The 26,152-nt window shown below is 66.7% G+C and carries 26 protein-coding genes; 16 read left to right on the plus strand and 10 right to left on the minus strand.

The annotated features are described in order from the left end of the window. Nucleotides 1-129: 129 nt before the first annotated feature. Genes ACQR0Z_RS10210 through ACQR0Z_RS10220 form a run of 3 tightly spaced genes read right to left on the minus strand, consistent with a single transcriptional unit; the run spans nucleotide 130 to nucleotide 3,075 of the window. Complete coding sequence (locus ACQR0Z_RS10210) at nucleotides 130-1,317, minus strand: MFS transporter (protein ID WP_434918510.1); 1,188 nt, start codon at nucleotides 1,315-1,317, stop codon at nucleotides 130-132. 28 nt (nucleotides 1,318-1,345) lie between these two features. Then, complete coding sequence (locus tag ACQR0Z_RS10215) at nucleotides 1,346-2,710, minus strand: NAD(P)-binding domain-containing protein (RefSeq protein WP_434918511.1); 1,365 nt, start codon at nucleotides 2,708-2,710, stop codon at nucleotides 1,346-1,348. Nucleotides 2,711-2,757: 47 nt separating this feature from the next. Beyond that, nucleotides 2,758-3,075, minus strand: a complete 318-nt coding sequence (locus ACQR0Z_RS10220) for an ArsR/SmtB family transcription factor (RefSeq protein WP_434879114.1) — start codon at nucleotides 3,073-3,075, stop codon at nucleotides 2,758-2,760. Nucleotides 3,076-3,210: 135 nt separating this feature from the next. On the opposite strand from ACQR0Z_RS10220, the gene ACQR0Z_RS10225 reads away from it, so the two are divergent. From ACQR0Z_RS10225 to arsB, 3 genes are read left to right on the plus strand one after another with little or no spacing between them, the layout of a single operon-like run. Continuing rightward, nucleotides 3,211-3,573: an ArsR/SmtB family transcription factor gene (locus ACQR0Z_RS10225; protein WP_434859555.1), complete on the plus strand. Its 363-nt coding sequence runs from the start codon at nucleotides 3,211-3,213 to the stop codon at nucleotides 3,571-3,573. Continuing rightward, nucleotides 3,566-4,093, plus strand: a complete 528-nt coding sequence (locus ACQR0Z_RS10230; protein ID WP_434859556.1) for an arsenate reductase ArsC — start codon at nucleotides 3,566-3,568, stop codon at nucleotides 4,091-4,093. The genes ACQR0Z_RS10225 and ACQR0Z_RS10230 overlap by 8 nt, the downstream gene beginning before the upstream one ends. Nucleotides 4,094-4,097: 4 nt before the next feature. Continuing rightward, the gene (arsB, locus tag ACQR0Z_RS10235) at nucleotides 4,098-5,126 is read left to right on the plus strand and encodes an ACR3 family arsenite efflux transporter (protein WP_434859557.1); all 1,029 of its coding nucleotides are present in this window, start codon (nucleotides 4,098-4,100) and stop codon (nucleotides 5,124-5,126) included. 5 nt (nucleotides 5,127-5,131) lie between these two features. Here arsB and ACQR0Z_RS10240 read toward each other — a convergent pair whose 3' ends face one another. Next, nucleotides 5,132-5,368, minus strand: coding sequence for a hypothetical protein (locus ACQR0Z_RS10240; RefSeq protein WP_434859558.1), 237 nt, complete (start codon nucleotides 5,366-5,368; stop codon nucleotides 5,132-5,134). Nucleotides 5,369-5,647: 279 nt separating this feature from the next. Between ACQR0Z_RS10240 and ACQR0Z_RS10245 the strand changes: the two genes are divergently transcribed. The 4 genes from ACQR0Z_RS10245 (at nucleotide 5,648) to ACQR0Z_RS10260 (ending at nucleotide 8,692) form a co-directional block, all read left to right on the plus strand. Next, nucleotides 5,648-5,953: a PepSY domain-containing protein gene (locus ACQR0Z_RS10245; protein ID WP_434918512.1), complete on the plus strand. Its 306-nt coding sequence runs from the start codon at nucleotides 5,648-5,650 to the stop codon at nucleotides 5,951-5,953. Then, on the plus strand, nucleotides 5,954-6,619 hold the full coding sequence (locus ACQR0Z_RS10250; RefSeq protein ID WP_434918513.1) for a response regulator transcription factor: 666 nt from the start codon (nucleotides 5,954-5,956) through the stop codon (nucleotides 6,617-6,619). Continuing rightward, nucleotides 6,616-8,034: a sensor histidine kinase gene (locus ACQR0Z_RS10255; RefSeq protein ID WP_434918514.1), complete on the plus strand. Its 1,419-nt coding sequence runs from the start codon at nucleotides 6,616-6,618 to the stop codon at nucleotides 8,032-8,034. Before ACQR0Z_RS10250 ends, ACQR0Z_RS10255 begins: the two co-directional genes overlap by 4 nt. A 109-nt stretch (nucleotides 8,035-8,143) precedes the next feature. Next, entirely contained in the window at nucleotides 8,144-8,692 is a 549-nt protein-coding gene (locus ACQR0Z_RS10260) for a cytochrome b (RefSeq protein WP_434918515.1), read from the plus strand. 41 nt (nucleotides 8,693-8,733) lie between these two features. Here the strand turns inward: ACQR0Z_RS10260 and ACQR0Z_RS10265 are convergent, their stop codons facing one another. Next, complete coding sequence (locus tag ACQR0Z_RS10265; protein ID WP_434918516.1) at nucleotides 8,734-9,297, minus strand: hypothetical protein; 564 nt, start codon at nucleotides 9,295-9,297, stop codon at nucleotides 8,734-8,736. A gap of 134 nt (nucleotides 9,298-9,431) precedes the next feature. Here ACQR0Z_RS10265 and ACQR0Z_RS10270 point away from each other — a divergent pair, with 134 nt between their 5' ends. Continuing rightward, nucleotides 9,432-9,698 carry a DUF3551 domain-containing protein gene (locus ACQR0Z_RS10270; RefSeq protein ID WP_434918517.1) on the plus strand — a complete coding sequence of 89 codons (267 nt, stop codon included), beginning with the start codon at nucleotides 9,432-9,434 and terminating at the stop codon, nucleotides 9,696-9,698. Between the two features lie 28 nt (nucleotides 9,699-9,726). Here the strand turns inward: ACQR0Z_RS10270 and ACQR0Z_RS10275 are convergent, their stop codons facing one another. After that, nucleotides 9,727-9,948, minus strand: a complete 222-nt coding sequence (locus tag ACQR0Z_RS10275; RefSeq protein WP_434918518.1) for a hypothetical protein — start codon at nucleotides 9,946-9,948, stop codon at nucleotides 9,727-9,729. Nucleotides 9,949-9,994: 46 nt separating this feature from the next. Between ACQR0Z_RS10275 and ACQR0Z_RS10280 the strand changes: the two genes are divergently transcribed. The 5 genes from ACQR0Z_RS10280 to pyk all read left to right on the plus strand — a co-directional run bounded on the left by ACQR0Z_RS10280 (nucleotide 9,995) and on the right by pyk (nucleotide 16,397). Beyond that, nucleotides 9,995-10,189, plus strand: a complete 195-nt coding sequence (locus tag ACQR0Z_RS10280) for a hypothetical protein (protein WP_434918519.1) — start codon at nucleotides 9,995-9,997, stop codon at nucleotides 10,187-10,189. Between the two features lie 927 nt (nucleotides 10,190-11,116). Beyond that, on the plus strand, nucleotides 11,117-11,395 hold the full coding sequence (locus tag ACQR0Z_RS10285) for a DUF3606 domain-containing protein (protein WP_434918520.1): 279 nt from the start codon (nucleotides 11,117-11,119) through the stop codon (nucleotides 11,393-11,395). A 27-nt stretch (nucleotides 11,396-11,422) separates the two neighbouring features. Next, nucleotides 11,423-13,657, plus strand: coding sequence for a glycogen debranching protein GlgX (gene glgX / locus ACQR0Z_RS10290; protein ID WP_434918521.1), 2,235 nt, complete (start codon nucleotides 11,423-11,425; stop codon nucleotides 13,655-13,657). 91 nt (nucleotides 13,658-13,748) lie between these two features. Continuing rightward, complete coding sequence (locus ACQR0Z_RS10295; RefSeq protein WP_434918522.1) at nucleotides 13,749-14,822, plus strand: tartrate dehydrogenase; 1,074 nt, start codon at nucleotides 13,749-13,751, stop codon at nucleotides 14,820-14,822. A 156-nt stretch (nucleotides 14,823-14,978) separates the two neighbouring features. Further along, nucleotides 14,979-16,397: a pyruvate kinase gene (gene pyk, locus ACQR0Z_RS10300; RefSeq protein WP_434859568.1), complete on the plus strand. Its 1,419-nt coding sequence runs from the start codon at nucleotides 14,979-14,981 to the stop codon at nucleotides 16,395-16,397. A 9-nt stretch (nucleotides 16,398-16,406) separates the two neighbouring features. Here the strand turns inward: pyk and ACQR0Z_RS10305 are convergent, their stop codons facing one another. Then, complete coding sequence (locus tag ACQR0Z_RS10305) at nucleotides 16,407-18,488, minus strand: hypothetical protein (RefSeq protein WP_434918523.1); 2,082 nt, start codon at nucleotides 18,486-18,488, stop codon at nucleotides 16,407-16,409. Here ACQR0Z_RS10305 and ACQR0Z_RS10310 point away from each other — a divergent pair. Together ACQR0Z_RS10310 and ACQR0Z_RS10315 are read left to right on the plus strand one after the other, a co-directional pair. After that, nucleotides 18,487-19,299 carry a UDP-2,3-diacylglucosamine diphosphatase gene (locus ACQR0Z_RS10310; RefSeq protein WP_434859570.1) on the plus strand — a complete coding sequence of 271 codons (813 nt, stop codon included), beginning with the start codon at nucleotides 18,487-18,489 and terminating at the stop codon, nucleotides 19,297-19,299. The two genes, ACQR0Z_RS10305 and ACQR0Z_RS10310, sit on opposite strands and share 2 nt — an antisense overlap. 49 nt (nucleotides 19,300-19,348) lie before the next feature. Further along, nucleotides 19,349-20,338, plus strand: coding sequence for a threonine ammonia-lyase (locus ACQR0Z_RS10315; protein ID WP_434918524.1), 990 nt, complete (start codon nucleotides 19,349-19,351; stop codon nucleotides 20,336-20,338). 11 nt (nucleotides 20,339-20,349) lie between these two features. On the opposite strand, the gene ACQR0Z_RS10320 is transcribed toward ACQR0Z_RS10315, so the two are convergent. Together ACQR0Z_RS10320 and ACQR0Z_RS10325 are read right to left on the minus strand one after the other, a co-directional pair. Then, complete coding sequence (locus tag ACQR0Z_RS10320; RefSeq protein ID WP_434918525.1) at nucleotides 20,350-22,074, minus strand: caspase family protein; 1,725 nt, start codon at nucleotides 22,072-22,074, stop codon at nucleotides 20,350-20,352. A gap of 158 nt (nucleotides 22,075-22,232) precedes the next feature. After that, complete coding sequence (locus tag ACQR0Z_RS10325; protein ID WP_434918727.1) at nucleotides 22,233-23,858, minus strand: hypothetical protein; 1,626 nt, start codon at nucleotides 23,856-23,858, stop codon at nucleotides 22,233-22,235. Nucleotides 23,859-23,933: 75 nt separating this feature from the next. On the opposite strand from ACQR0Z_RS10325, the gene ACQR0Z_RS10330 reads away from it, so the two are divergent. Next, nucleotides 23,934-25,121, plus strand: coding sequence for an MFS transporter (locus tag ACQR0Z_RS10330; RefSeq protein ID WP_434918526.1), 1,188 nt, complete (start codon nucleotides 23,934-23,936; stop codon nucleotides 25,119-25,121). Here ACQR0Z_RS10330 and dgcA read toward each other — a convergent pair. Further along, nucleotides 25,103-26,098: an N-acetyl-D-Glu racemase DgcA gene (gene dgcA, locus ACQR0Z_RS10335; RefSeq protein ID WP_434918527.1), complete on the minus strand. Its 996-nt coding sequence runs from the start codon at nucleotides 26,096-26,098 to the stop codon at nucleotides 25,103-25,105. The two genes, ACQR0Z_RS10330 and dgcA, sit on opposite strands and share 19 nt — an antisense overlap. Between the last annotated feature and the right edge of the window lie 54 nt (nucleotides 26,099-26,152).

Consider the following 26,152-nt stretch of genomic DNA (forward strand, 5'->3'; position numbering starts at 1 on the left):
CCGTATGATCACGGGTTATCGTTTCGTCGAAGTTTCAACTTTCCGTATATGCGCGCCGTCCTGCCGGGCCGCGGCGCCCGACCGGTGCGGAAGCCCCGAAAGCTGGTTAAGAAAGTCTGAAGGACCGGCTCACGCCGCCTTGTCCGGCGCGCTGCCTGGCACCGCCGTTTCGGCGCGCTCGGCCGAGAGCAGCATCAGGGCTGTCAGCGCCGACAGGCTGAGGCTTGCCGAGACGATCAGCACGCCGCGGCCGAGCGCGTCGATCAGCAGGCCGAACAGCAGCGGCGCGAACGCCTGGCAGATCCGCGACGGCGCGCCGATCAGGCCGAGCCGGTAGGCGTAGTTGGCGGGGCCGAAGATCGCGAGCGGCAGCGTGCCGCGCGCGATCGTGAGAATGCCGTTGCCGGAGCCGTGCAGCAGCGCGAAGGCCGCCGCGGCGCCGCCGCCGAACAGGCCGATGGTCAGCGCGCCGAGCGGGTGGGTGACGCAGGCGAGCCGCGCCGAGGCCAGCGGATGGAAGCGGCTGAGAAAGCCGGCCTCGAACACCCGCGCGGCGACCTGCGCGGGACCGATCATCATGCCGGCGAACAGCGCCTGCGCCGGTGTCGCGCCGAACGATTCCATCAGCCGCGGCAGATGCACGGCCATCGCCGCGGTCACGGTCCAGGCCGCGGCCATCGCAAACGCGATCAGCACCATCGGACGGTCGAGCGGGATGTTCGGCTTGCCCGTGGGCAGGTCGCCGGGAGCGATCGCGGTGGCGCGCGGCAGCGACAGATTGAGCGGCAGGCCGATGACGAGATGCGCGATCGCCCAGGCGAAGCAGGTCTCGCGCCAACCGATCGTGGCGAGTCCCCAGGTGCTGAGCGGCCAGCCCACAGTGGAGGCAAAGCCTGCGATCAGCGTGATGCCAGTGATCGCGCCGCGCGCGTCCTTGCCGTAGATGCGCCCGAGCGCGCCGAACGCGGCATCGTAGAGGCCGAGGCCCATGCCGACGCCGAGCCACAGCCAGGCGATCGCCATCACCCAGAGGGAATGCGACAGGCCGAGCAGCGCGAGCCCGATCGCCAGCACGATGTTGGAGGCGCACAGCACCTGCCGGCCGCCGACGCGATCGATCTGCCGGCCGATGCGCGGGCCGAGCAGACCGGAGATGATCAGCGAGGCCGAGAAGGCGGCGAAGAACCAGTTGTCGGAGATGCCGAGATCGCGCGCGATCGGGTCGGCGAGGATCGCCGGCAGATAGTAGCTCGATCCCCAGGCCAAGGTCTGGGCGGTGCCGAGAGCGATGACCACGCCCAGCCGTCGTGCCTGCATTCTCTACAACCTCTCGTTCGCGCTTTCGTCAGGAGCAGCCGCAGCCGCTGCGGCCCGCCGCCTTGGCCTTGGCGTCATCAGCGCAGCAACTGTCTACCTCCGCCGGCGCCGGTCCGCCACAGCAGCCGGACAGGGCTGCAATGCTCTCCAGTCCGCCGCGCGTGCAGACGCCGGTCTCGGGCAGTTGCAGCTCGACGCGCGCGGCCGCGGCCTTGTCGCCGGCGATATCCGCGGTGATCGAGCGCACCTGCTCGTAGCCCGTCATCATCAGGAAGGTCGGCGCGCGGCCATAGCTCTTCATGCCGGCGAGATAGAGGCCGGGCTCGTCGGCCTGCGCCAGCTCGCGGGCGCCGTGCGGCCGCACCGTGCCGCAGGAATGCTCGTTCGGATCGATCAGCGGCGCCAGCGCGACCGGCGCCTCGATGGCAGGATCGAGCCGCAGCCGCAGCTCCGACAGCAGCGAGAGATCCGGGCGGAAGCCGGTGGCCACGATCAGTTCGTCGGCGTGGACGCTGCGATCGCCACTCGCGATGATCTGCAGCCGTCCATCGTCACCGGCGATACGGCTGACGTGAAATCCGGTCTCGACGCGGATGCGCTCCGAGCGCACCAGCGCGGCGAAGGCCATGCCGAGCTTACCCCGCGCCGCGAGCTGGTCGGCGCTGCCGCCGCCGAACGATTTGGCGGGATCATCTGCCCGCAGCAGCCAGATCGCCTGCGTGCCCGGCGCCTCCTCGGCCATGGCTGCGAGGTCGATCAGGGTGCCGATCGCGGAATGCCCGGCGCCGAGCACGGCCGTGGTCTTGCCGGCATAGCGGTGGCGCTGTGCGCCACGGACGTCGGGCATGCCATAGGCGATGCGCGATGCATGCTCGGTCTCGCCGAGCGCGGGCAGACCATTGCCGCCGGCGGGATTGGGCGAGAACCAGGTGCCGGAGACGTCGATCACCGCATCGGCCTGCATCGCCGCACAGCCTTTGCCGTTGCGATACCGCAGTTCGAACGGCGCGGTACTGCGGCCCTTCGACTTGGCCTTGTCGAAGCCGACACGGCTGATCGCGGTGACGCGGTGCGAGGTCCTGATCACATCGCGCATCGCGCTGCGGGTCGCCAGCGGCGCCAGATAGCTCTCGATCAGCTCGCGGCCGGTCGGGTAGACCTCGGGATCCGGCGAATTCCACCCCGTACCAGCGAGCAGCCGCGCCGCCGCCGTATCGACATTGTACTTCCACGGCGAGAACAGCTGGACATGCTGCCACTGCCGCACGGCGTGCGCGGCCTCGGGACCGGCTTCCAGCACGACCGGCCGCAATCCGCGCTGCAGCGCATGGGCCGCCGCGGCGAGCCCGACCGGGCCCGCGCCGATGATGGCGACCGTCTTGGAGTCCGACATGACTGACCTCCCATATTTCTAGAATGATCGAATTATTCGACAAATCGTCAGGCGGCCGTGCTCGCGGCGCCGCAGCCGCGCTCCTCGACGCAGCATTCCGAGACGAGGAAGCCGAGCAGCGCGCGCATCACGTCGTATTCCGCATGACAGACCAGGGTGGTGCCCTCGCGCAGCTGCGAGATCAGCCCGACCGCGACCAGCGTCTTGACGTGATGCGACAGGGTGGAGGCCGGGATCTTCAGCCGCTCCTGCAGCTTGCCCACGGGCATGCCGGCATGTCCGGCGCGCACCAGGGCGCGGTAGATCTTCAGGCGCGTGGTGTTGCCGAGGGCTTCCAGGCGGGCGGCGGCGTCATCGAGCTTCATGATCGCAGGATGCGGCAGAGCAGCGCCGGGAGTCAAACGATATTTCTAGAATATTGGAAATAAGCTATGACCGGTTGCCGGGTCCGCCGACCTGCCGGCTTGACGCCGATCCAATATATCGATAATTCTGGATATATGGAAAATGAACAAGCCGTTCTGGCGCTGGCCGCGCTGGCGCAACCGACGCGGCTGCAGGCCTTCCGCACCCTGGTGCAGCACGAGCCCGAGGGGCTGCCGGCGGGCGAGCTCGCGCGCCTGCTCGAGGTGCCGCAGAATACGCTGTCGTCGCACCTTTCGGTGCTGGCGCGGGCCGGCCTCGTCGGCTCGACCCGGCACAGCCGCTCGATCGTCTACCGCGCCGATCTCGCGGCGTTTCAGCAGGTCGCGCTGTTCCTGCTCAAGGATTGCTGCGGCGGCCGCCCCGATATCTGCGCACCCGTGATTGAGAGCCTCACGCCGTGCTGTCCGCCGAAGCGGAAGGAGAAGAGCCGTGCCTGATCGCATCTACAATGTTCTGTTTCTCTGCACCGGAAACTCCGCGCGCTCGGTGCTCGCCGAATCGATCCTGCGCAAGGACGGCGCCGGCCGCTTCCGGTCGTTCTCGGCCGGCAGCACGCCGAAGGGCGCGGTGCATCCGCTGGCGCTCGAACTGCTCGCGCGCATGGATTATCCGACCGAGGGTATGCGCTCGAAGAGCTGGAGCGAGTTCGCCGCCGCCGGCGCGCCGGCGATGGATTTCGTCTTCACCGTCTGCGACAACGCCGCCGGCGAGGCCTGCCCGCTGTGGCCGGGGCAGCCGATGACCGCGCATTGGGGCATCGAGGATCCCGCGGCGGTCGAAGGCTCGGAGCTGGAGAAGCTCGCGGCGTTCACGACCGCCTTCCGCTATCTGAAGAACCGCATCGGTGCCTTCATCAACCTGCCGCTCGATCGCATCGACCAGCTCTCGCTCGCGACGCGGCTGCGCGAGATCGGGGCCGGCGAGGGCGCCACCTCGTCCCGCTCCGACGTGGCCTGATCCGATGACGACATTCGAACGCTATCTCTCGATCTGGGTGCTGCTGTGCATCGGCGTCGGCATTGCGCTCGGCCATCTGCTGCCGGGCGTGTTCGCGGCGGTGGCCGCGGCCGAGATCGCGCGCGTCAATCTGCCGGTCGCCGTCCTGATCTGGCTGATGATCATCCCGATGCTGCTGAAGATCGACTTCGCCGCGCTCGGCGGCGTCAGAGAGCATTGGCGCGGCATCGGCGTCACGTTGCTGGTGAACTGGGCGATCAAGCCGTTCTCGATGGCGCTGCTCGGCAGCATCTTCATCGGCCACGTCTTCGCGCCGATGCTGCCGGCGGGACAGGTCTCGTCCTACATCGCCGGCCTGATCCTGCTCGCGGCGGCGCCGTGCACGGCGATGGTGTTCGTGTGGTCCAATCTCTGCGAGGGCGAGCCGCATTACACGCTGAGCCAGGTCGCGCTCAACGACGTCATCATGGTGTTCCTGTTCGCGCCGCTCGTCGGCCTCCTGCTCGGCGTCGCCTCGATCTCGGTGCCGTGGACGACGCTGCTCTTGTCGGTGCTGCTCTACATCGTGGTGCCGGTGATCGTCTCGCAGCTGTGGCGGCGCGCGTTGCTGCGCAGCAAGGACGGCGCGTTCGAGCGCACCCTGGGGCTGCTGCAGCCGGTCTCGCTGCTGGCGCTGCTGGCCACGCTGGTGCTGCTGTTCGGCTTCCAGGGCGAACAGATCCTGAAACAGCCGGGGGTGATCGCGATCCTTGCCGTGCCGATCCTGATCCAGGTTTATCTGAACGCCGGCATCGCCTATTGGCTGAGCCGCCGGCTCGGCGTCGCCTGGTGCGTGGCCGCACCCGCTGCGCTGATCGGCGCGAGTAACTTCTTCGAGCTCGCGGTGGCCGCGGCGATCAGCCTGTTCGGGCTCGACTCGGGCGCGGCGCTGGCGACCGTCGTGGGCGTTCTCGTCGAAGTCCCGGTGATGCTGTCGGTCGTGCGCATCGTCAAGGCGAGCCGGGACTGGTACGAAGCCGGGCTGACGGCTTGAGGCCGTCAGCGGCGCGGCTCGTCCTGATCGTCGTCGTCGCCTTCGCGCTCCCGGCGGGCGGGCTCGTAGCTCAGCGTGCGGTCGTCGTGCCCGGCCTCGCGCCCGGCAAGCTGCGCCAACGCGCTGCCATCGGCGCGCACCACCGGCACCAGCTCCGGCGCCGTCTCCTGACGGGCCTGCGCCACCGCAACCAGGCCACCGAACGCCGCCAGCACGATTGCCGACGCCAACGTGATACGCATGCTCACTCTCCGCACTTCACCGGGCCGGCATTCGCCGGGCTGCAGGGGAGCGTGTCGCAGCCGCGCTGACGGCAACCTGTCGCGGCGTGTCAGCGAATTGTCAGCTCGCCTCGGGCAGGGTGGCCCCGTTGCGAGTCTCCACCCTCGCACCGGTCTGGGGCGTAATTCCGACACCGGAACTTCACACTAAAAGCCATGCGACCTCCCTAGCATTTGCGAATGCCAGGCATCGCGGCCTGCTCCGGGACCATCATGCATTTGCCTCAAATTGGACGGTTCATGCGCATCACGACACTGGCGATGCTGATCTCGACCGCGGCGTCGGCGGCAACCGATGCGCGAGAGGATGATCGCGAGCGCCGCGATGCGGTGCGGCACGCGGTGGAAGCGGGGGACGTCCTGCCGCTGTCGCAGATCCTGCCGCGGGTGCGCGGCCGGATCGCGGGTGACGTGACGGGGATCGACATCGAGCGCCAGCGCGGCCGCTGGCGCTACGAATTTCGGGTGATCGGCCGCGACGGGCGCGTGCGCGAGGTCTATGTCGACGCACGCAGCGGGGAGATCGAGCGGGTCGAGGAAAAGTAGATGCGTGTGCTGCTGGTCGAGGATGATCCGCGGCTGTCGTCCGACCTGTCGCGGACGCTGCAGGCGGCCGGCTATGTGGTGGAGACCACGGGGGATGGCGAGCAGGCCTGGTTTCTCGGCGACACCGAGGACTATGGCGCCGTCGTGCTCGATCTCGGTCTGCCGGGCATGGACGGCCTGTCGGTTTTGAAGCGCTGGCGCGGCGCGGGCCGCCACATGCCGGTCCTGATCCTGACCGCGCGGGCGAGCTGGGCAGAGCGGGTCGACGGCATCGATGCGGGCGCCGACGACTATCTGCCGAAGCCGTTCCGCAACGAGGAGCTGCTGGCGCGGCTGCGCGCGATCGTGCGCCGCTCCGCCGGCCATGCAGCCCCTGTGCTGTCCTGCGGCGATCTTGCGCTCGACGAGCGGCAGATGAAGGTCAGCCTCTCCGGCGTGCCGGTGGCGCTGTCGCAGCTCGAATATCGTCTGATCGCCTATCTGCTGCGGCACAGCGGCCGCGTCGTGCCGCAGCACGAGCTCGAGGAGAATGTCTACGGCCTCGGCCACGACCACGATTCCAACGCGCTGGAAGTGCTGATCCGGCGCGTGCGCAAGAAGCTCGGCACCGACATCATCGAGACCCGCCGCGGCTTCGGCTACATGATCGCGGAGACGGCGGCATGAGGCTGGGCTCGCTGCGGCTGCGTCTGGTCGCGGCGGGCACCATCGCATTGCTGGTCGCGCTCGGCGTCGCCGGCTTCGGCATGGTCGTGCTGTTCAAGCGCCACGTCGCCCGCACGCTCGCATCCGATCTCGACATTCACCTGCGCCAATTGCTCAACGGTCTCGAAGTTGACGCGGACGGGCGCATCATGGTGGCGCGGCCGCCGGCCGACCCGCGCTTCACGGTGCCCTTGTCCGGCCTGTACTGGCAGATTTCCGACGATCACGGCCAGTTGCTGCGCTCGCGCTCACTGTGGGACACGATCATGCCGCTGCCGATCGACGAGCCCGGGCCGAGCGACGTGCATCAGCACGAACTGATCGGCCCCGTCGGCGCGCGCGTCCTGGTCGCGGAGCGCGGCATCCTGATGAATCCGGACAAGCAGACCCGCGTCCGGGCAGCGGTTGCCTATGATCTCGACGGCGCCACCAGCGCCGTGCGCGCCTTCGCAAAGGACCTGTCGATCGCGCTCGCCGTGCTCGCTCTGATCCTCGCGGTCGGCACCTCCGTCCAGGTCAGCCTCGGCCTGCGGCCGCTGATGGTGTTGCGCGAGGGCGTTGCTGAAATCCGCAGCGGCCGCCGTCGTTATCTTCCGGTCGCGGTGCCCAGCGAGGTGGCGCCCCTGGTCGAGGAGGTCAATGCGCTGCTCGATGCGCAGAGCCGCGAGATCATGCGCTCGCGCAGCCGCGCGGCCGATCTCGCGCACGGCTTCAAGACGCCGCTGGCGGCCCTCGCGGCGGATGCCGCGCGGCTGAAGGAGCTCGGCCAGTCGGAGCTCGCGCGCAATGTCGAGGATGTCGCGGAAGCGATGAGCCGCCAGGTCGATCGCGAGCTGGCGCTGGCGCGGCTGCGCGGCAAGGCGCGCGGCGAGCCGGCGGCGGCGACCGAATTGCGGCCGCTGGTGGATGCGCTGCTCGGTACGCTGGCGCGCACGCCGGCGGCCGCGCATGTCAGTTTCGACGGCGAGGTGCCCGAGTCCTTGCGCGTGGCGATGGATCGCACCGATCTGGCGGAGGTGCTCGGCAATCTGCTGGAGAACGCCGCGCGTCACGCTGTCAGCACGGTGCGCATCGTCGCCAGCGCGAGTCCGCTGATCGTGGCGGTCGAGGATGACGGGCCGGGCATCCCGGACGCGCAGATCGGCCGCGTGCTGGAACGCGGCGGCCGGCTGGACGAGCAGGGCCCGGGCAGCGGCCTCGGCCTTGCGATCGTGCAGGACGTGCTGGAGGCCTATGGCTGGCGGCTGCAGATCGGCCGCTCCGAGCTCGGCGGCGCGCGCATCACGATCGCGCCGGCCGTGGTGTCGGCGTCCCGCATGTCGGCGCCGCGCGCGCCGGCGCCCGAGTCGGCTCATTCCATCCTGACAACGGGCTGACATCGCGCGTCAGCCCCGCGACCCCCTTGCCCGGCTATTCCGCAGGTCATGCCACCCGCGCTTCGGCTCTCCCGGCCGCGCGGTGCCCCCTTGCTGAAGGAAGCTGATCATGCGTCTTCGAAACTCCGCCAAAGCCTACGGCTCCGTCGCCATCGGGCTGCACTGGGTCGTCGCCGTGCTGGTGCCCGCGGCCTGGATCTCAGGGCATCTCGGCGACATGCTGCCGCGCGCCGCTCACGAGATCGGCCTGTTCACACACGCCTCCCTCGGACTGTCGATGCTCGGCTTCGCGCTGGCGCGCTTCGCCTGGCGCCTCGCCGATCCGCCGCCGGCGCCGGTGGCGACCAAGTTCGGATCGTGGACCGTGCACGCCGGCGAGATCGCGCATCTGCTGATCTACGGCATCATGTTCGCCATTCCGGTCCTCGGCGTCCTCACCCAGTTCGCCCGCGGCGAGGCGCTGCCGGTGCTCGGCCTGTTCGCCATCGCCTCGCCCTGGGCCGCCGACCGCGGCTTCGCCCATGACATGAAGGAGATGCACGAGGCGCTCGCCAACGGCCTGATGATCCTGATCGCCGCCCATGTCGCCGCCGCGCTGCTGCATCACTACTGGCTGCATGACCGGACCTTGAAGCGGATGGTGCCGGGCCTGCGGTGACGTGTCGCGATCCCGGCATGATGTGCGCTGTCCCCGTGGGATCAGGAAGCGGACGCGTCGGGATCGTGGCCCTGAAGCCGGTCGACCAGCCGGATGATGGCCCGCACCACGATCATCGCGAGCGACAACATGCTGAGAAAGATCAGGGCCACACCCGGCGAGTCCCACTTCGGGAAGCGCTCGAAGACGCCGATCTCCCGGTACAGAATGAGCCCGTCGATGTTCATCTTCAGGATCAGGAGCAGCAGCGTGGTCAACAGGATCGCGACCGGCGCGGAGCGGCGGAACACGTACAGAGCGAAGCTGGGGGCCAGGAGGAGGATGCCGAAGGGAAGAACTAACCAAACGCCCGCTGAGATCCCCTGATCGAGATCATGGGATCTCAGGGAATCCCGATGAAATGTGAGCATGATGCAAAGCAGGTTGGCGACCGCCCCGAGCACCGCTATAGCGGGCACCAATCTGCGGCGCAGCGTCGACCAGAGGGCTTTATCCGTCATCTCCCATCCTCGCCCGGCAATATCCCGAATGTTCGAGGCAACCCGTGGCGGGTGGCCTGCGCCGCTCTCGGTCTGATCTTCGTCCGCGCGGCTGAAGATCGCCATGGCACGGTCGTGCTATCGGCTGCCGGCAGATCATTGGCAGGTCGCCGCGCTGGATGAGGGGCAGCAGAACTTCGCGCGGAGCAAGCCGCTCCTCAACCCTTTTCGAACGGGGCATCCTCGTGCCAAGATGGGCCATGATGCGCGCGCTCTTCGTCATGGCTTCGATCACCGTGCTGGCAACCGTTCCAGCCCCGGCCCAACAGTTCAACGGCAATGATCCGGTGTGCCTCCAGCTCTGGGAATGGGGCGGATCGAGCACGATTTCGTGCGAGTACAGATCGTGGGAGGCGTGCAAGGTGCGGGCGACCAGCCTGTCTGCCATGTGCCTGCTGAACCCCTATGTGCAGCGCCCGTCGGAGCAAAGTCCGTCCGAGCGACGCCGTCGTCTGCCGGCCCGATAAGCGCCAGACTTTCACTTTCCCGATTCCGTCAGAGCTCTTGCATGGCCTTGACGATGCGGATGAGACCGGCATCGATGCTTGCGACCTGCTTCTGCAGGTTCTCGATGGCTGCTTGCGAATCCAAGACGGCAGCGACTGTGCCACAAGCAGCGCAATGCAAGACCGAAACGCCGCGCTGCTCTCCGAGTGGCACGATATGACCCCGCTGAAACGTGTGCCCTTCGCATTTCGCGCATGTCGGACTTGCCATTTACTTGCTCTCCCAGGGTGTGAATGTCGTGGTAAAGAGACTTGGCATGACAGAGCCTCGTCAAATGAAACCGTCTTTGGCAGACGCTGTGGTTGTGGCCGCAGGAGATCCTATTGGATGGTTCTGTGTTCTTGTAGTCGGCGGCTCATGGAAAGTCGGCCTGATCGTATTTGCATTTGTTGCAGTTGTGATGCTGATCGCAGGAGTTGTGATCTTGGGGATGAGGCGCTGGGATATCTGAGTCCCCGGCGATAGCCGAGTCACGGGCGGCGGTACTTGCGCTGGGCACGTGCCCCTGACTGTAGCGTTTCGGGCGGTGATGATAGCGGGCACGCGCCCCCCTTCGGTGGCGCTCTGACGACCCAGGGCTTCGCTTTCCTGGACGGGCCACTCTGTCACAACCACCACGTCATTCCGGGGCATCGCGAAGCGATGAGCCCAGAATCCATAACCACAAACGGTGATGGAGTGCGAGCCACCCGCAACGTGCATCTCGGGCCTCACGGATATCGTGAGTATGGATTCCGGGCTCGCGCTGACGCGCGCCCCGGAATGACGGTCGAGGAGCAGGGCTCGATGCTTCTTCGAAAAATAAATATATTGCTATTTTTCGGAAATCATGGTTCACTGTCGCCATCCCGTGCTCCTCGAGAGGGGCGCTTCGCGATCGTCACGGAACGTTGGGCGCGGGATGCGGTGGCTGCGGGCCTGTCGCAGCGTGGGGAGACCTGCGCGGACGAACGGCGGGCTTGCGGACGCGAAGACGCGTGGTCCTGGCGCCCCGATGCTGGCGTCAAGTCCGGAGGCGATGATCTCCGGGCGACAGTGGCTAAGAGCCCGGACACTGGGGAGAGCGCGACATAAGCGTGAAAACCATCGCGCGGGGAATGCCGGGATGTCTCGGCTGAACCTGTGGTGACTGCCGCCTGCTTATTTTTCTGCAGGCGGGCCATGGGTTGCGGCCAGCGCCCGGCATTCCCTGCGCCCTCTGCATGGTCCGAGGGCAACATCTCCGACATCACTCGGGCGGATGCCGCCGCGAGATCGAATTCGCTCACCCTGATGGCTCGACATGTCTCTCTGCAGCCCGCGCCCGCTTTGTCGCAGTGCGGTTCTCTCCGGGAACCAAATTCCGGAGCCGCTGTTGACCTTATGCAGGAGGAGCCATATGCGCCGTCCCAAAATCCAGCCCATCCGCAACAAGCTCGATCTCACCGACAAGGTCCAGGTTCGCATCGTCACGCGCCGGCTCCGTGTCACCCAGGCCGAGCTCGCCGAGATCGTGGGCCGCATCGGCAACTCCATCGCCGCGATTTCGAAGGAGGTGCATCTGCAGCGGACCAAGTCGTCCGTGCCGGCCGATGTGCCACCCGCAGAGGTGATCGCGTCCGTGGCCGCAACGGAGACCGTTGCCGCTGAGGCCGTTGCAACATCCGAAACACATTAGACGACTTAAACCGGGCAGGGGGCATCCATGGATCAACTCACTGACAGGGCCGACGCCCTGACGCAGGCCGCTTTCAATTTGCGCAAGGCCAAGATCAGCGAGGGGCGGCCGTTTCCGCTCGGCGCGACCTGGGACGGCCTCGGCGTGAACTTTGCGATCTTTTCCGCGCACGCGACCAAGGTCGAGCTGTGCCTGTTCGACGAGCGAGGTGAGACCGAGCTCGAGCGCATCGAGCTGCCGGAATACACCGACGAGGTCTGGCACGGCTATCTACCGACCGCGCGCCCCGGCACCGTCTACGGCTATCGCGTGCACGGACCGTACGAGCCCGACGCGGGCCATCGCTTCAATCCCAACAAGCTGGTCATCGATCCCTATGCCAAGCAGCTCGTCGGCCAACTGCGCTGGGGCCCGGAGCTGTTCGGCTATCAGCTCGATCACGCCGACAAGGATCTCTCCTTCGACGACCGCGACAGCGCGCCGTTGATGCTGAAGTGCCGGGTGATCGATCCGGCCTTCACCTGGGGCACGTCGCGCAAGCCGGAGATTCCGTGGGAGCGGACGATTTTCTACGAGATGCACGTCAAGGGCTTCACCAAGATGCATCCGCTGGTGCCGGAAGCCGACCGCGGCACCTTCGCCGGCCTCGCGCATCACGACATTCCGGCGTACCTGCGCTCGCTCGGCATCACCTCGGCCGAGCTGCTGCCGATCCACGCCTTCATCGACGACAGCTACCTGGTCGAGAAGGGCCTGCGCAACTACTGGGGCTACAATTCGATCGGCTTCTTCGCGCCGGAGCCGCGCTACCTCAAAACGCCGTTCGCGACCGAATTCAAGACCATGGTCAACCAGTTCCACGCCAACGGCATCGAGGTCATCCTCGACGTGGTCTACAACCACACTGCCGAAGGCAACGAGCTCGGACCGACCCTGTCGTTCAAGGGCATCGACAACGCCAGCTATTATCGGTTGCTTCCGGACAAGAAGCGCTACTACATCAACGACACCGGCACCGGCAACACGGTGAACCTGTCGCATCAGCGCGTGCTGCAGCTGGTTGCAGATTCGCTGCGCTATTGGGCCACCGAGATGCGGGTCGACGGCTTCCGCTTCGATCTCGCCACCATTCTCGCGCGCGAGCCGTATGGCTTCGACGAGGGCGGCGGCTTCCTCGATGCCTGCCGTCAGGACCCAGTGCTGTCAGGCGTCAAGCTGATCGCCGAGCCCTGGGACATCGGTCCGGGCGGCTATCAGGTCGGTCAGTTTCCGCCGGGCTGGGCGGAGTGGAACGACAAGTTTCGTGACACCACGCGCGCGTTCTGGAAGGGGGACGGCGGCACGATCGCCGATTTCGCCAAGCGCATTTCCGGGTCGGGCGATCTGTTCAACAAGCGCGGCCGCCGTCCGTGGGCAAGCGTCAACTTCATCACGGCGCATGACGGTTTCAATCTCAACGACCTCGTCTCCTACAACGACAAGCACAATGAGGCCAACGGCGAGGACAATCGCGACGGCCACAGCAACAACCATTCGTGGAATTGCGGCGTCGAGGGGCCGACCGACGATCCCGAGATCATCGCGCTTCGCGAACGGCAGAAGCGCAACATGCTGGCGACGATGCTGCTGTCGCACGGCACGCCCATGCTGCTTGCCGGCGACGAGTTCGGGCACACCCAGGACGGCAACAACAACGCCTATGCCCAGGATAACGAGATCAGCTGGCTCGACTGGATGGGCATCACAGCGCCGGGGCGGCAGTTGCGCGAGTTCACGCGCAAGCTGATCGCGATGCGCAAGGCGTTTCCGATCCTGTACCGCTCGCGCTTCCTGGTCGGCTCGCTCAACGAGGAGCTCGACGTCAAGGACGTGACCTGGCTCGCGCCGTCGGGCGAGGAGATGACGACGGAGCAGTGGACCGACGGCAACGCGCGCTGCTTCGGCATGCTGCTCGATGGCCGCGCCCAGGAGACCGGTGTCAAGCGCCGCGGCTCGGATGCGACCTTGCTGCTGATCTACAACGCGCATTTCGACGTCGTGAACTTCACTTTGCCGTCGGTGCCCGAAGGGCACAATTGGCTGGCGCTGATCGACACCAACCAGCCTGACGCGCAGGTGCAGCCGCTGCCGTTCGGCCATGTCTACGAGGTCACCGGACGTTCGCTGCTGGCGCTTGGCCTGTCGTCCGAGCAGCAGCCGATGCGCGGCCTGCGCCACGGCCTCGGCGCGCTGCTCGACATCGCGGAGTCGCCGCTGGGATAGTGCAGCGCACAGCCTCGCCATCTTGTCGTTGGCGAGGCGACATGCGAGAGCTGTCCGGGTGAAACGCCCGGACAGAGGTTGAAGACAGACAATGCGCACCCATTCCATCGCCGCCATTCCCGCCGACGGCATCGGGCCCGAGGTCATCTCCGCTGGGGTCCGCGTGCTCGAAGCGCTCGCCAAGCGCAGCGGCGACATCAGCTTCAACGTCAAGACCTTCGACTGGGGCTCGGACTACTACAAGAAGCAGGGCGTGATGATGCCCGCCGACGGCCTTGCTGAACTGAAGACCTTTGATGCGATCTATTTCGGCGCGGTCGGCGCGCCCGATGTTCCCGACCACATCACGCTGTGGGGCCTTCGTCTGCCGATCTGCCAGGGTTTTGATCAATACGCCAATGTGCGGCCGACCAAGATCCTGCCCGGCGTCGCCTCGCCGCTGCGCAATGTCGGCGTCGGCGATCTCGACTGGGTAATCGTGCGCGAGAACTCGGAGGGCGAATATGCGGGCATGGGCGGCCGCGCGCATCGCGGTCTTCCGGAGGAGGTCGGCACCGAGGTCGCGGTGTTCACCCGCGTCGGCGTCACCCGTATCATGCGCTATGCCTTCAAGCTCGCGCAGTCGCGGCCGCGCAAGTTCTTGACGGTTGTGACCAAGTCCAACGCGCAGCGCCACGGCATGGTGATGTGGGACGAGATCGCAGCAGAAGTGGCGCGCGAATTCCCTGACGTGACTTGGGACAAGATGCTGGTCGACGCGATGACCGTGCGCATGACACTGCAGCCGAAGAGTTTGGACACCATCGTCGCAACCAATCTGCACGCCGATATCCTGTCCGATCTGGCCGGCGCGCTCGCCGGCAGCCTCGGCGTCGCCCCGACCGGCAACATCGATCCGGAGCGGCGCTTCCCGTCGATGTTCGAGCCGATCCACGGCTCGGCCTTCGACATCACCGGCAAGGGCATTGCCAATCCCGTCGCGACGTTCTGGACGGCTGCGCAAATGCTCGAGCATCTCGGCGAGAAGGAGGCTGCGATCAGGCTGATGGCGGCGGTCGAAAAGGTGTGTGCGGCCGGCATCCTGACGCCGGATGTGGGCGGCAAGGCGACCACGAAGGAGGTGACGGACGCGGTGATCGACGCCATCCACGGCTCGAACGTCTGAGACGTGCGATCCGTCCGTACAATCTCTGCGTGTCCGGGGTTGCGCTTGCAATGGACGCCGCGGGCGGTATATCAGCCGCTCCACTGCGTCCACGTGTGCCCGAGGGCATGCGCGTCATAGAGATGCGATAGTCGGGTTGGGGAGAAAGGACACATCATGCGTCGTCACCGTCGAGCCAAGATCGTCGCGACCGTCGGCCCCGCCAGCAATTCACCGGAGATGCTGAAAGCGCTGTTTCTTGCCGGCGTCGACACGTTCCGCCTCAATTTCAGCCACGGCACGCAGGCCGATCACGCCAAGGTCCACGCCGCGATCCGCGCGCTGGAGAAAGAGGTGCAGCGGCCGATCGGCATCCTGATGGATCTGCAGGGACCGAAGATCCGCGTCGGCACCCTGCGCGACAAGAAGATCCAGGTCGAAGCCGGCGAGACGATTCGGTTTGTCCTGAACGGCACCGAAGGCGACAGGACGTCGATTCCGCTGCCGCACCCGGAAATCTTTGCGGCGGTCGCGCCCGGTCACGATCTTCTGATCGACGACGGCCGCGTCCGCGTGCGCGTCACCGGGCTCGGCGACGACTGGATCGAGGCCAAGGTGATCGTCAGCGGCGCGATCTCCAATCACAAGGGCGTCAATCTCCCCGGCACCATTCTCGAGCTGTCGCCGCTGACGGCGAAGGACCGCTCCGATCTCGCCTTCGGCCTCGACCTCGGCGTCGACTGGGTGGCGCTGTCCTTCGTGCAGAAGCCGTCCGACGTGATCGAGGCGCGAGGGCTGATCGACGGCCGCGCCGGCATCATGTCCAAGATCGAGAAGCCGGCGGCGCTGGACCGCATCGACGACATCATCCAGCTCTCGGATGCGATCATGGTGGCGCGTGGCGATCTCGGTGTGGAGATTCCGAACGAGGACGTGCCGGGCAAGCAGAAGGAGCTGGTGCGCGCCTGCCGTCTCGCGGTGAAGCCGGTGATCGTCGCGACGCAGATGCTGGATTCGATGGTGGCGACGCCGACGCCGACGCGGGCCGAGGTGTCCGACGTGGCGACCGCGATCTACGACGGCGCTGATGCTGTGATGCTGTCGGCGGAATCGGCCAGCGGGCAGTATCCGCGTGAGGCAGTCGCGATGATGGACAGCATCATCAAGGCGACCGAGAAGCACAAGATGTACGCCTCGATCATCCAGGCGACGCAGCCCAACGAGGAGCAGACGCCGCCGCATGCGGTGGCGACCGCGGCGGCGGACCTCGCCTCCGCGATCCATGCCAAGGCGATCGTGGCCTATACGTCGAGCGGCACCTCGGCCTCGCGCGTCGCGCGCAAGCGGCCGAGTCTGCCGATCCTCGCGATCACGCCGAACGAGGACACCTCGCGCCGGATGTGCCTGTTGTGGGGCGCGCACAGCGTGCTGTCGCAGGACGTGCAGAGCTACGAGGAGATGGTCGAGCGCGCGACGTTCTTCGCCGTGCAGGAGGAGTTCGCCGACAAGGGCGACCTGCTGGTCGTCGTCGCCGGCATCCCGTTCGCGCAGGCCGGCACCACCAACAATCTGCGCGTCGTCACCGTGCCGAGATAGGAGAGCGGGTCAGGCCGCCGGTTCGGCGGCGAAGACGCAGAGACGCGGTGTGCGGAACAGAGGGGAGCGATCGGCCGGAACGGCGGCGCAGCGCTCGATCACATAGGCGATGTCGTTGCGATTTGCGTAGGCGAGGCGCTGATCGAGCGAGGTCAGTTCTCCGACTTCGGTGTAGCGGGTGAGCCAGATGGGGTAATAAGACGGACTCCACATCGCCCCCGCGCCGCGCTTGTAGTCGACCCAGACGCGGCGATGGGCTTCCGTTTCGAAGATGCTGGCCCGCGTCAGCGCCGCGTCGCGGCGCTCCTGATCGGGATCCTCACCAGGCTTCGGCGTGGCCCGGGCCGGAGTCAGGAAGATCGCCGAAGGCGGTGTCGCGCCGCGCGCCCAATCGCTGAGAGCACGCCATTCGGCGAGGCTCTCGGCAAGCTGCCGGTCGACCGCGTAGTTGACCCGCGTCGCCATCGGAAACACGACCAGTGCCGCGACGGCGATGGCCGCGTAGCCGGCGAGACGGACGGGACCTGCACTCGGCGACCAGCGTTCGACAACGGCGGGTCCGAGCAGAATGAGGGGAACGCTGAGGACGAAGGCATTGGTGCGTGAGGTCAGGACCAGCACGACGACCGCGCCGAGCAGAAACAGGGGGCGCCGGTCATCGCGCAAGCAGCGTGTCGCCAGCGCAGCGGCCGCGAGGCCGGCGACGAGATGGATGATGCCGCTCGATCGCAGCAGATGGAGGTTGAGCAGCGTCGGCGAGGTCGACAACAACGGCAGCGCCGCGCCGAGCGCATAGAGCAGCAGAAGGCCGGCATAGGCCACCCGCAGCGGCTGCGAGCCGGCGCCGAGACGGAAAAGTGAGGCGAGGCCCAGCAGGATGATTCCACCGAGGGCGACCAACTGGGATGGAGCAATGGTGTCGATCAGGAAGTGCTCGCCGAAATATTGGCGCAGGTAGTGCGCATAGTCGAACGCGATCGGCCGGCCGAATTCCGGGTTGCCGAGGATCTTGGCAAGGACGGGGAGCGTCAGCAGCAGGCAGGGCACGAGGCCGAGCAGCACGTCCCGGCACAGGACCTTCAAGCTGATCTGCCCGCGGACGAGTTGGCTCACCGCCATGCATCCGATCGGCAGCACCAGCCACACGGCCATGAAGGCGTTGATGAAGAACGTCAGCCCGACCAGCGTCATCGTGCCGACATAGCGGCGCTTCGCCGCAAAGTAGATCGCGAGCAGGGTGGTGCCGTTGGCGATTTCCGAATGCGTGAAAGTGTTCAGAAACAGCCCGCCCATCCCGGCAAAGCTGCTTCCGACCAGGAACGCGGTCATGGAGATGACGAGGCTGAAGACGATCCTGTCCCGCAGAGTATGGATGCCCAGCAGCGACGCGCAGCACAGGAAGCCCAGGAAATTGACCAGGCGTGAGAGGAACGTCAGGGCCAGGAAGATCACCTCCTGCCTGCCGACATCGGCGGATCCGAGCGGCAGCATCCAGACGCCGGAGGCGAAATGGCGGAGCGACTGGATGAAGGCGTCGTCGCGAAACTGGGGTTCGTCGTACAGGCGCGCGAGGATCGGCAGGTGAAAGACGTTGTTGTCGACGCCGAACGCAAACCCGGTGTGAAGCAGCGAAAGGATCGATGCGACGGCCGCGATCAGGACAGTCTCGACCGCTGCGCGCGCGGTGTCGGACTGTCCGCGCTCGGTTTCCGATGCCGGCCATCTGGCGAGATCCGGAATGAACTCCGTCGTCATCGGTCCTTGGCCATGGGAGGAACGGGTTTTGCTGGCAATTTCGGTCAACATGAACCAGGGGTCGTAAAGTATTCCTGAAAGTATGAACGCGCAGCGCTCCTCTGGAGGCCCCAGGAAAGGCCAACGCCGTCGCACAATCTTTGTGCGGCATGGCCGCGCGCGATGTCCCGTTGAGCGCCGCTCCTGTCGCCTGATTGTCGCACCGCGCTGGTATCGCGGGGCAGTGGCGGGGGACAGCGCGAGTCGTCGCGCATGGTGTCGGAAGCGGCAGGATGGGTTCTGCCGAACTGACCTTGTCATTGCGGTGTCATCAGGGACTGTTAGGTGGGCGCGCATGGGACTTGAGACTGCTGGTGAAGAAAGCCCGACGCGGCGCTTTCGTACGCTCTTCATCTCCGACGTTCATCTCGGGGCCCGCGGCTCGCAGGCCAATCTTCTCGTCGATTTCCTGCGTCACCACGATGCCGATACGATCTATCTGGTCGGCGACATCATCGACGGCTGGGCCCTCAAATCCAGCTGGCACTGGCCGCAATCGCACAACGATCTCGTCCAGAAGATGCTGCGCAAGGCGCGCAAAGGCGCCAAGGTCGTCTACGTCCCCGGCAATCACGACGAGTTCCTGCGCGGCTATTACGGCACGCATTTCGGAGGCATCGACGTCGTCGAGAACATCGTGCACACCGGAACGGACGGCAAACGATACCTCGTCATTCACGGCGACATCTTCGACCTCGTCGTGCAGAACGCCCGCTGGCTCGCCCATCTCGGCGACAAGGCGTATGACTTCGCGATCCAGATGAATCGACTGGTGAACTTCTTCCGTCGCATGTTCGGCGTGCCGTATTGGTCGCTGTCGCAATGGGCCAAGCAGAAGGTCAAGAATGCGGTGAACTACATCGGCGCATTCGAGACGGCGCTCGCGGCGGAAGCGCGGCGGCATGGCGCCGATGGCGTGATCTGTGGCCACATTCATTGCGCCGTGATCCGCGACCAGGATGGCATCCGCTACATGAACTGCGGCGACTGGGTGGAGAGCTGCACGGCACTCGTGGAGCATGAGGATGGCCGTTTCGAGATCCTGACCTGGACCGATCCGCAGCGGCAGCCGGCCCCGGTTCCGCAGCTCACGGCCCGCGCCGCCTGAAGGCCGCGCCCGGCTTGCCTCGCGGTGATGGGGCGCGGTAAAATAGGGCATGACAGCCCATGCCCCGATCCTGCCCGTCACCGTTGCCGATATCGATGCGGCCGCGGCCACGCTTGCAAATGTTGCCGTGCGCACGCCGCTGCTGCCGGCCCCGGTCCTCAGCGACCGGCTGAAGGCCAACGTGTTCGTGAAGCCGGAGGTGCTGCAGCGGACCGGCTCGTTCAAGTTCCGCGGCGCCTACAACAAGCTTGCCTCGATTCCCGAGACCGATCGCGCCAAGGGCGTCGTCGCATTCTCCTCGGGCAATCATGCGCAGGGCGTCGCCCATGCCGCGCAGTTGTTCGGCATGGATGCCACGATCGTCATGCCCTCGGATGCGCCGGCCGCCAAGCGCGAGCGCACCAAGGCTTTCGGCGCCGATGTCGTGCTCTATGATCGCGACCGCGAAGATCGCGAGGCGATCGCGCGTGAGATCGCCGCGAAGCGCGGTTCGACGGTGGTGCCGCCTTACGACGATCCCTTCGTGATCGCCGGGCAGGGGACGGTCGGCCGCGAGATCGCCGAGGATCTGTCGGCGCTCGGCTTGTCGCCGGATGTCGTGATCGTGCCGGCTTCGGGAGGTGGATTGCTGGCCGGGGTCTCGACTGCGGTGAAGGCCCGTTTTCCGAGCACGCAGATGGTCGTCGCCGAGCCCAAGGGCTTCGACGACCATGCGCGCTCGCTCCGGGCCGGGCATCGCGAAGCCCATGATGCGAAGGGCCGAACGATCTGCGATGCCCTGATGGCCGCCATCCCCGGCGAGATCACCTTCGCCATCAACAGCCGGCTGCTGTCCGCAGCCGTCGAAGCCTCGGACGAGGAGGTAGGCCGGGCGGTCGGCTTTGCCTTCAGGGAGCTGAAGCTCGTCGTCGAGCCCGGCGGGTCGGTGGGGCTGGCGGCCTTGCTCGCCGGTCGTCTGGAGGTCGCCGGCAAGACGGTGGTGATCGTTCTCTCCGGCGGCAATGTCGATGCCGAACTGTATGCGAAGCTGATTGCCTGAAGCGCGCGGCGTCAGCGAAAACCGAGACCGCCGCGTGCAAATCCTCCACCCGCAGGACGCGGGCCGGACTGGACAAAATGGGGTGATCCAGCGCCGCGCATCGTTGACGGACTTCGCGCGAACGTCGGGCGCTGGGAATTCATGGTCTTGAACGGACCGGAATTGCCGGGAACCGGACGCCGGGCCTCTCGGCTTTCGAACGGACGTCCCTGCGGAAACCGTTTGAGGGGATCACGCTGAATCCTTGTCGCTCCAGGCGGATTCGCGGCCGGTCCGGTCTTGTCGACGATCTTGGACTGGCCAGGAGGCCGCGGCTCGAGCACCTTGTTGGGAGCCGTGTTGCCGAGAGGCTTGTTGCCCGTGATCACCGTCGTGGGGACCGGCTGACGCGGCGGCATGTTGGGGGGCGGCAATCTCGGCAACGGGCCAGGCCGGCTCTGCATCTGCTCGGCCGGAGCGAGCGGCCGCGCCGCCGGCACGATCTGCGGCGACATCATCAGATGGCTCGGCTGCAACACCGGGATGGGCCGAGGCTGGGCCTGCAGGCGCAGCGCAACGGGAGCGTAGGGGCTGTCGGCGTAGGTTTCGCTGAAGCTCTTGTAGGCGGCCGGCGAATTGGCCAGCACGGTCTGGTGCCACGCCGTCGCCTGTACCAGGCCAGCGAGCACAGCACGGATCCGGTCCGCGAGCGGGTCGCGCGGATAGAGCTCGATGAACTCGCGATAGTATTGCGGGCGGTTCTCGGACAGGACGTAGTCGTAGGCCTGCCGCACCGACCGGCTGGGCAGGTTCGCCGCCATCTGCACGACCGGCGCCTTGTCGGCAGGGCGGCCGGCTGCAACCAGCGTGTCGCCGAAGAAGGTGAAGTCGCTGGTCAGCGATGAACTCTCCCACGGCGTCTGACGTCCGTCGGTGCTCTGGTTCACCTGCAGGCGGATGCGCTTGAACATCTGCTCGATCGGCAGGTTCGGCTGGCGCGCGAGATTGAGAAAGGCCTGCGTATAGGGACTGTGCTCGCCGCGGCCGTCGAGCGCCTCTTCGCCGGGCGACGTCGAATAGCCGACGATCGAACCGTTGGGCGCATCGACGATCGCCAACCCGCGTCCGGCATCGTTGACGGCAGGAAACGGATTGTTGCGGCAGGCATCGAGCACGACGATCCGCATCCGGCTCGGAATGGCCTCGAGCGTCGCCATCAGGTCGACGAGACGGACCGTGCTTGTTGTCAGATCGGAGGGGGCGGAGATGCGGGCGTCGACGGGAATGAGATAGTTCTCGCCGGCGAGCTGGATGCCGTGACCGGCGTAGTACACCATCGCCACTGCATTGGGCCCGTGCGCCGCCAGCCGGCTCGAGAAGTCCTGCACGACCTGCACCATCTCGCTCTGCGTCAGGTCGGTGGCGGTGATCACTTCGAAGCCGGCCGAGTTCAGCAGCTTGGCGACGGCATGGGCGTCGTTGTCGGGATTTTCCAGCCGCGGCGCGTTCTGGTACTCGCCATTGCCGATGACGAGCGCCACGCGCGGCTCGACGCCCTGGGGGGATGCGATGGCCGTGCTCTCGGCCATTGCCGGCGCGGGCGAAGCAAGGGCGCGGGGCGGGGCCTGAAGGATATCGAGGTCGCTGTTAGCAGCCCAGGTCGCGTTCGGACCGAGCCAGGCCGTCAGGCCGAGCAGCGCGGTCGCGAACAGCGATGTCCAAGACAGTCCTTGGCGACGGACGGGCGTGATGGACACGGCGTTCTCCTCGAGCATCCACGACGTGATGACTTGAGGATCAAGCTACGAAGAGCGCGAACGGACGTACGTGATCCGCGTCACCCAGCGACCGGAGCGTTCGCCGCTGACATCGTCGCAGCCGCCCGTACGTCTCGCAGGGGCGAGCGGCTCGGGTGTTACGAGAAGAAGGCGACCTTCTCGGGCTGGGTCATGCGGCGGATCGGGGCCAGCGCATCGTTGGCCGGCGCCTGCGGCCGCTGCAAAACGCCGTTCGACAGCAGCGTCGAGCCCAGCGACGGCTCATAGGCCGGCTTCGGCATGGCATAGGAGCTGGTGCTGGCCGCCGCGGCAGCAGCCGGATAGGTCGCCGGCGAGGCCGGTGTCACGACCGACTGCGGGAAAGCAGGCGGCGGCGGAGCAGCCATGGCCGCAGCCACCGCGGCCAGAGTTTCGGCTGCGATGGACTCGGGCAGCGGCGCCGGCGCATCCGGAACTGCCGTTGGCGCCGTGGGTGGCGCTGCTGCCACTGGCGCGGCGGGCGCCGGGGCAAGTAGCGTCGATGCAAGAGGCGCCGGTGCGGAGGCTGCCGGCGCATCGGCCACGGGCGCCGGAGGCGGTGCCGGCGCGACAGGAACAGCCGGTGCTTTGACGTCGGTTGGTTCGACGTCCGTGGCCACTTCAGCCGGACCGGGATCGCGGAAGCTTGCCACGATGTCGTCGTCGACTGCGGTCGGCTCCTCGATGTCGAAGCCGAGCGTGCGAGCCCGGTTGAAGTCCTCGTCCAGCATCGGATCCGGCGCGCCCATTTCGGCTGCGACCAGCTCCAGAATCGCCTCGTCCTGCGCCTCGGCAGCTGCAGCGTCCTCCAGCTCCGCTACCGGAGCCTGCTGCTCGATATCCGCGAGCGCCTCGGCGATCGACGGCGCGGCCACGGCCTCAGGCGGGGAAGCGGGGACGGCTGCCTGCACCGGTTCGGCTTCGCCGGCCTCGGACACAATTGCCACGGTCGCGGCGGCTGTTTCGATCGCCTCGATCGAGGCGACAGCCGCCACCAGCGGGCTGGTGGCTGCGAGTGGAGATGCAGCCGGCGCCGGCTGCTCTGCTGCGCTCTCCGGATGTCGCGCTGTTTCGGGCTCAGGAAAGACGGGGGCATCGACGATCGGAGCCGGGGCGGCTTCTTGCGGTGCTGCCGTCGAAGCCTCGGCCGTCGGCCTGATCTCGTGAGCTGCCGGAGCGGCCTGGACAGGACGCTCGTCGAGTTCCTTCAGCCGCGCCTTGATGATCTCGAAGGCCGCCAGCAGCGCGACCTTCGGGTCTGCGCTGGCAAGCTGGTTACAGGCGAACTCGATCGAGGTGACCTGCGAGTCGATCAGGTCGCAGATCCGGGAGTCGGCGCCGATCTCGCGCCAGCGCCAGGAGATTTCCTTGATGATCCGGGTGCCCTTGCGCACCGGAGCCAGGTTCTGCTCCAGCGCCAGACTGTCGACCGCGGATGCGGCCGCAAGAGCGGCATCCTCGACGGCAGCACGGATGACGGCCAGCACTTCCGGCAGAGCCTTGCTGTCAGCCTGTTCGATCTCCTGCTGCTGCTGGCGTTGCGACGCCAGCGCGTGCTCGATGCGGGCCACCGCGTCGAGCACCATGCTGGTGTCGGCATTGCGATTTCGCTTGGCATACTCACCGAGGAACCAGCGGCCTCGGGACGTCTCCATGAAGGCATCGCGGATCGCCTCGTAATCAGCCTCGTTCGGCTGCGCCGCACGGGCGGAAATCGGCGAAAGGGCGAACACTTCATCGACCATGGCAAACCCATCGCGCAAATTGCTGCGCGTTGGCATAACGATCACCATGATATTGATCGAATCGCAATTGAATTGATGCCACTGTCCCGACAAATCTCCACCACAACGCCGGTATTGTCGCGCCGATTCGCGGGCAGGTTGGCCCTGTTCTATGGGGCCGTGTTCGTGCTGTCGGGCACGCATCTGCCGTTCTTTCCCGTGTGGCTACGGGCGATCGGGCTCGACGCCGGATGGATCGGCGTGATCATCGCCGTTCCTGCCGTAACCCGCTTTACCGTTCTTCCCATGATCACGGCGCTGGCGGAACGACGGCAGGCGCTCCGAACCGCGATGCGGGTGACCACCTTCGCCACTGCGACGGGCTTTGCTGTGCTCGGATTTCAGCAGCAGCCATGGCTCGTCTTTGTCGCGTATGTGATCCTCTGCAGCCTGTGGACTCCGCTCGTGCCGCTGACGGATGCCTATGCGCTGCGCGGGGTTCTCAGTTTCGGTTTGAACTACGGCCGCCTGCGCCTTTGGGGATCTGCGGCTTTCATTGTCGGCACGCTGCTGTGCGGTGCTCTGGCCGACGTTGTCGCATCCTCGGACCTGATCTGGATCATCGTCGCGGTGGCGCTGTGCGGTGCGGCGAGCAGCCTGCTGCTCCAGGCGCTGCCGCCGCTGCCGCGCAGTTCAGGTCCGGTCCAGGACGGGCGCAGTCTGCTCGGCAGGCCGAGCTTCCTCTGCATCATCGCCGCCTCGGCGCTGATCCAGGCCAGTCACGCCGCCTACTACACCTTCTCCGCGATCGAATGGAGAGCGCAGGGGCTCAGCGGGCTCACGATCGCCTGGCTCTGGACCATGGGAGTGCTGGCGGAGATCGTGGTGTTTGCGCTGTCGCCGCGCTTCAAGCTGGCGTCAGCAAACCTGGTCGTGATCGGCGCGGTGGCGGCGGTGCTGCGCTGGGCTCTGACGGCGCAAGAGCCGCATGCGCTCGGCCTCGCGGCGGTTCAGATCAGCCACGGCTTCACGTTCGGATTGACGCTGGTCGGAACCATGGGACTGCTGGTCCGCCAGGTGCCGCCGCAACTGACGGCGCGAGGGCAGGGCTACTACGCGGCGGCCAGCGGCGTCGTCGGTTCCGCGGCATCGGCGCTGTCCGGGCCGGTCTACGCAGCCTACGGGCCGGGCGTGTACTACGTGATGGCGGCGATGGCCGGGGCCGGCGGGGCGCTGATGTGGTTCGCGCGACCGAGCCTCGCGCCTCAGCCCCACAAGGCCTGATCGGGTGGGTAGATCAGGCTGCCGTCATAGTGCAGTCCGTGCGCACAATCCTCGGCCAGCAGCAGCGGACCGTCGAGATCGACGAAGCGCGCCAGCGGCGTCAGCAGCATGGCCGGCGCCATCGACAGCGACGTGGCCACCATGCAGCCCACCATGATCTCGAAGCCGAGCGTGCGCGCGGCATCCGCCATCGCAAGCCCTTCCGTCAGCCCCCCGGTCTTGTCGAGCTTGATGTTGACGGCGTCATAACGTCCGCGCAGCGCGTCGAGTGAGTTGCGGTCGTGCACGCTTTCGTCGGCGCAGACCGCGAGCGGTCGCGAAATGCGCGCGAGGGCGTCGTCCTGCCCGGCCGGCAATGGCTGCTCGACCAGGGTGACGCCGGCCTCGGCGCAGGCGGCGAGATTGGTTTCCAGATTGGACTCGGTCCACGATTCGTTGGCGTCGATGATCAGTTGCGATTGCGGCGCGGCCGCGCGCACGGCTGCGATGCGTGCCGGATCGCCGTCACCGCCGAGCTTGATCTTGAGCAGGGGGCGATGCGCCGCCTTTGCGGCTGCCTTGGCCATGACCTCGGGCGCGCCGAGCGAAATCGTGTAGGCCGTCACGCAGGGCTCCGGCGCGCGGCGCCCGAGCAGGTCCCAGATGCGCCGGCCGCTGCGCTTGGCTTCGAGATCGAGCAGCGCGCAATCGAGCGCATTGCGCGCCGCGCCCGGCGGCATCGCCGTCTGCAGACCGTCGCGATCGAGACCGGAGGCGATGGCGCCCTGCATCGCGAGCAGCGCGCTCAACGTCGCTTCGGGCGTCTCGTCATACCGCGGGTAGGGGACGCATTCGCCACGGCCGACGATCGCGCCGAGCCGCAGCTCCGCGATGACGGTGACGGCCTCTGTCTTGGCGCCGCGACTGATCGTGAAGCTGCCGGCGATCGGCCAGCGGCCGACATGAGCGTCCAATGTGGGAAAACCGTTCGAGGTCATGATCAAGTTTGGCCGATTGTGAACCGGATTGAGCCGCTTGGGGACTTGCGTGCG

This window comes from Bradyrhizobium sp. HKCCYLS3077, assembly GCF_051167555.1.
GTDB lineage: Bacteria > Pseudomonadota > Alphaproteobacteria > Rhizobiales > Xanthobacteraceae > Bradyrhizobium.